Raw genomic sequence first — 5,355 nt, 5'->3', positions numbered from 1 at the left:
ACGATTGAATTATTCGAGTCCCCCGGACATGGACGCCTGTTGGGAGAGGTTACGACGAAGCAGAAGGAATTATATGAGGCGTTAGGGGTTGCCCCTCCCTCGTTATAAATTCCGGGAATTCAGGTTTAACCTGACAACTTCAAATTGAAAGGGAGTTAATTAATGAAACAAAAAACAATTCTTAAATACATGTTAATCGTCGTACTAATTTTAATTTTTTTACCGCTAAGTGTATATTTTATACTTATAACCCCATCCCGTTTCGGAATCATTGATCGTTCTGATGTCGGCGCCTGGATGGGATATTACGGAGCTGTATTAGGAGGAGCCATAACTTTAGCAGGTGTGTGGGTAACTATAAAACAACAAGAGAAATCCAGTAAGCAGGATCAAGCAATACAGTATAAACCTATATTAGACATAACTAAATTTTTCACTTCTACAAATGGCGTTAGTTATCGTGAAGTTGGATTAGGTGTAACAGGACATTCAACTCGCGTAGGTGAATCAAACGATTTTCAACTCCCACATTATTTTTCATTTAATCAAGACAATAAAATTACATTCCCGTTGACTATTACAAATAAAGGTAGAGGGGAAACATCAAACGCCCGAATAAGAACATTTTCCCCAGTATATGATCAGATTGATTGGACAGATAATACGGAGTTACATAGCACTACTACTGATGTATACATCGGAGAACTCTTAGCTGGTCAAGATTTTGAGATTAGAATACTCTTACCACCTTATTTGATTATAAAAAAAGAAATAATACAGGAAAAAGAAGAAGTAGACCTTAATACAATTATCGAAATTCAGTATAATGACATGTTTGATGAAATCAAATACCAATATAATATACATATTAGATTTAAGGTATTATTAAATAAAAATGATTTTGAAGAAGTGTCTAGGGAATCCTCAGCAATAAGGGTTAGTTATTCCTTAGATCAAATAATGCCAGATAGAAGACTAGCAAAAGATAATGTCTGAACTAGTTGCTCAATCTGATCACAATACTCAGCTAAATCAAAATAATCTTCGAGTGCGCTGAATCAGTTATTCGATAAACGAGTGGCATCATTCATTCCCTCTAATTTATTGAGATACCGATAAATGGTTGTACGCGAAACATTCCATCTTTCGGCAATCGTTTTAATAGGTGTTCCATTATCGATCAACGTCTTGATAAGTTCCAAGTCACTTTTGCTCAACTTTTCCGGGCGTCCACCAAATCTACCTCGCGCCCGTGCAGCAGCACGTCCAGCTGCAGATCGTTCCAAAATTAGATTCCGCTCAAATTCCGCAAACGCTGCAAACAGATGGAACATTAATTGACCAGTCGAGCTTGATTTATCCATCGTGATATTTTCTTGTAAGCTGTGAAAACTAACACCACGATTGTTCAAACGATTGACGATCGTAATCAGGTCTTCCATATTTCTCCCAAGCCGATCTAGTCGCCACACAACGAGCGTATCCCCTGATCGAACAAATTCAATCGCTGTTTCTAATCCCGGACGATTGCTCTTTGCGCCACTCATGTGATCTGTAAAAACTTTCTCACACCCGAATTTTTCCAAACTGTCTTCCTGGAGATCCAAATTCTGTAAACCCGTAGAAACGCGCGCATATCCAATTTTCAAAAAATCACCTTCTTTTTTTATTTCATTGTACCATAACTTTATCCAGGGTGATTAATTGGACATAGAATTTGTGACGGGTTTATGGACACTTTTTTCAGATCATTTAGAGAAAAAACATACCAAAAAAGCAGTGTCCAGAAATGAACCATTTTCTGGACACTACCTTTTTTGGTTTTTAATTCATGTACAACAGATTTTAATTTTTTTGCCGCTTAAGTGTAAAATTTACAACAGGACAAATGTGGAGAGAGTAAGGGGTCTCTAATTTAAAAATTAGTACCGCTCAGGTGAGGATAGTACTTATATCGATAACACATAAGTTCTCACACATTAAATAGGTAGAATTACCTGATTTTGATATTTGCTATTTTCCGAATCACAAAGTTATTATCATCTTTTGCACTTTCGAAAATAGCTTTACCTAGCTTTTTATCCAAATTATTTATTAAATCTATTTTATGCACGATCTGGCTCTTTACAATGGCGTTGTCAGATTCCATAATACTCTGTAAATTTTTCCCAATCAACTTTCTATATTTTTTCTTTTCTATCAAAGTAAGTTGTAAATGGGTGTTATGCCAGCGAACATCAATATTACCTGAGTTTGTCCATAAAAGTGAACATTGTAAGAATAAACTTTCCAGATTAGCTCTGATGTTGTAATTTTTATAATTGTAAAGGAATGTTTGGAGCATCTTACAAGCTTCAACTTGGTTTCCAGAATCAGTGAATACCGAGAGAATTTGGGCAATCTCAGAAAATTTGTTCTTTCCTAAGCATTCTAACAACAACAAATGACTTAGGATTATCATTGTACTGTCTACATGACTCATCATTGACTCACTTGCGCTCTCATAATCTTGAAATTGAATGATTCGAGCAATCACTTCTTCATTTCTTTCTATGAGAGATACGTCGTATCTAATTAAAAAAATTATGAGACGATAGGCATTCAGTTTATCTTCTACTAATTGATCAGTCGATAAGACTGTGTTCGATGTGGCAATAAACAATTCATCAATCATTTTCCCTCCGATTTTTTCATCTACTGTGGTTAATATACCTTCAGATTCAAGATATGGATTTGTTCCATACCCAGAATAAATGCCATTTTTTCCTTGGGTGAGATTCCTATTGTGAATATCTTCAATTTTTGATTCGATAAGAACCTCTTGCGATTGCTTACCTTTATTTTTTTCAAACATATACTCTCTAGAATAAAAATCAGGCCATTTACTCTGAAGAAATGCCTCCATTTCTTGCTGTCTTTCACAATTTACATTTCTCATTAGTGTAAAAATAATCTGAACACCCTTAAGTTCATTAAAATCATTATTTCCTGTTGCATACTTGATAAGAGTTTGAATTGCTCTATTCAAGTTATCAACGTTAACCAATTCGTAATCAATATTATTTCCAGCTAACAATTCCAGAACATCCAGGTTATAACGTATCTTAGAAGATTCTAAAAGGCTTAAACCAAATTCTAAAATATAGTTATCGTCAATACGAGCACTGATTCTTTTTAGGCACTGAAAAACATAAGGTTGTAAAGATACCATACTATTTTCTTCCTTAACCCATGCATTGATTTGCAATTTGAGAGAATCCCAATACTGTTCAAAATCATCGTCATTTAAGTAATAACCAACTTCAGACATTGCAATAAGGTTTGCGGTGAATTTATTATGTTGTGGTTTAGCATTGTTTGAGAACTGATAAACTCTTCTAGCATCTTCTGGATTCATTTTTTCAAGTAGTTTTCCAAAATGCCGTGTTATTTGAGTTGTTTTTTTCCGATCAAGTGTAACTATTGTCGTACTTAAAAGTGTCATCACCCATGGCCAGTAATCTGAAAATTTACTCAATTGATAAGTCAAGTTCTGAATCAAAGAATACACTCTGTTTAAGTGGGTCAAGGAACCAAACATCATAGCTTGATAATATATGTCAGCAATATAATCGCTCAAGAAAGAAAGATCCCCGTAGGATGACCAGCTAGAATAAGATCGCATCTCATTTTTATGTCTTTCTTTTTCAATCCATTCAAGTAAATTTTTTTCATTCCGATCAATTAATGGATAATATAGCTTTTCCTGCCTATTATCTAGTCCCTTTTGACCTTCTGTTTTCCTAAGGTATTGGTTTTTTGTCTCAGCTATATTGTTTTCTCTATTTCTTAAGTCTATTAATATATCTTGAATTAACCATTCCGCAACTTTTCCATTATTATCCTCAGCAAGTGCTAATGCTTCTTTCAAGAGTATGAGGGAAGCATCATACTCTTCCAAATAATACTTCTGATTTGAAATCCACCTTTTCTCGACTATTTCATAGTAGGGGGGTGGCAAAATTTTACTCAAGGATTCTAGAAATAAATTCATATTGAATTCTTCAATGGTGGTATGTTTAAACATTGTTAACAAGTATTTGGAACAATAAAAATCAAAGTCTTTCTTGTCGATCTGCTGAGTTTTTTTACCAAAAAGAAGATTCGAAAAGAAATTTCTGCACATCTCATTAACTAACTTTTCCTTTCCTAAAACCAAATTATTGTTGGATTCAATTATTCCTGCTTCAATTTTAGAGTCCTCTGATTTTTTTTGAAATATTTTGTCCTCTTCAGATATGTCATCTTGCCCACCTTTGGACTTAATCATGAGTTTATATGTCAGTAATACATCATCTACTAAATGTAGCGCGCATTTCTCAATAAATTCGCTAAAAGAGTTGATAATTGTGTATTTTGATTTCGTTGGTTTCCGTAAATCCAGTTCCGCTTGGGTTTTTTCTTTTTCTTCACCCTGACAAAAATAATAAAGTGATGGAATCTGGTATTTATTCACAGTATCAATTTCTATTTGTACACCCTTGGGAACATCATCTTTATTATCAATCAAAAAAATACATACATCACTATCCTTTAGGCCCTCAGTATAATGTTCTAGTGCAGAATTTACCGATGGTCCTTCAGATTCAAAAGAATACACTTTAAACAGCCCCGTTGACTCCAATGTCTCTTTGGCAGCAACACGAGCTAACACATATTTTTCATCAGCTGGGGTAGTCCCAGTCTTCGAGCTGATGAAGACCTTAAGTTTGTTGTTAAATTCCCTCATTTTTTTCTCCTTCACGATAGAATTGTTCTTTAATATTTTCTTCTTGCACATTTTTTAATTCGTATTAATCCTCTTGTTTATAACCCAATAATCGTAATATTTTCTTTTAAAACATGAAATTTCCTGGAAATATCTAACATTATTTCTTCATAATTATCGTAGGCATAGGTAAAAGTATCTAAAGTTAGTAGTTCCTCTCCTTCGCTGTCATATAGATGAACTGATCCAATTTGGTATGTATCTTTTTCCTGTTCTTGGTTTGAAAGCCTCCTCACCTTTACCCGCGCGGAATGACTGTCATAATATTCAATTTGGTTCTGTTGCAAAGTTTTAAATAAAGAATAAAATCCCTTACGGTATCTATGATTTAAGCTGGGATTCCCAATAATACCTTGATTTCAGTACAGACCGAAAACCCGAAGAGAGCCCTTCTTTTCGGGTTTTCTTATATAATCCTCGGATGGCTTCCATGCCTTTAATCGTGGTAGAGGCAGTGCGTAAACTTCGATAGAATTTATTGCGTCTCTTTACTGGACGATGGTCTTGTTCAATCAAATTATTCAGGTATTTAATGGTACGATGTTCTG

General features: G+C 34.4%; 3 protein-coding genes and 1 pseudogene. 1 reads left to right on the top strand and 3 read right to left on the bottom strand.

Annotation, left to right across the window (positions count from 1 at the left end; genetic code table 11):
- Positions 1–162 precede the first annotated feature (162 nt).
- Positions 163–996 (top strand): COG1361 family protein, encoded by an 834-nt coding sequence (locus ACKTSC_RS13215; RefSeq protein WP_311809192.1) that lies wholly within the window; start codon positions 163–165, stop codon positions 994–996.
- Between the two features lie 62 nt (positions 997–1,058).
- On the opposite strand, the gene ACKTSC_RS13210 is transcribed toward ACKTSC_RS13215, so the two are convergent.
- The 3 genes and pseudogenes from ACKTSC_RS13210 to ACKTSC_RS13200 form a co-directional block, all read right to left on the bottom strand.
- Complete coding sequence (locus tag ACKTSC_RS13210) at positions 1,059–1,649, bottom strand: recombinase family protein (RefSeq protein WP_407857812.1); 591 nt, start codon at positions 1,647–1,649, stop codon at positions 1,059–1,061.
- 344 nt (positions 1,650–1,993) lie between these two features.
- A complete protein-coding gene (locus ACKTSC_RS13205) occupies positions 1,994–4,768 on the bottom strand; it encodes a hypothetical protein (RefSeq protein WP_407857811.1) in 2,775 nt (924 codons plus the stop codon).
- 367 nt (positions 4,769–5,135) lie between these two features.
- Positions 5,136–5,355: pseudogene (locus tag ACKTSC_RS13200) on the bottom strand (DDE-type integrase/transposase/recombinase); the annotation flags it as partial.

The sequence above is a fragment of the Enterococcus hailinensis genome (genome assembly GCF_045862035.1).
GTDB classification, from domain to species: Bacteria; Bacillota; Bacilli; order Lactobacillales; family Enterococcaceae; genus Enterococcus_A; species Enterococcus_A hailinensis.
This window is presented reverse-complemented; position numbering and strand designations above follow the sequence as displayed.

Bases quoted from the DNA above. Each gene is read 5' to 3' on its own strand.
- ACKTSC_RS13215 (WP_311809192.1), top strand. From the start codon at position 163: ATGAAACAAAAAACAATTCTTAAATACATGTTAATCGTCGTACTAATT.
- ACKTSC_RS13205 (WP_407857811.1), bottom strand. From the start codon at position 4,768: ATGAGGGAATTTAACAACAAACTTAAGGTCTTCATCAGCTCGAAGACT.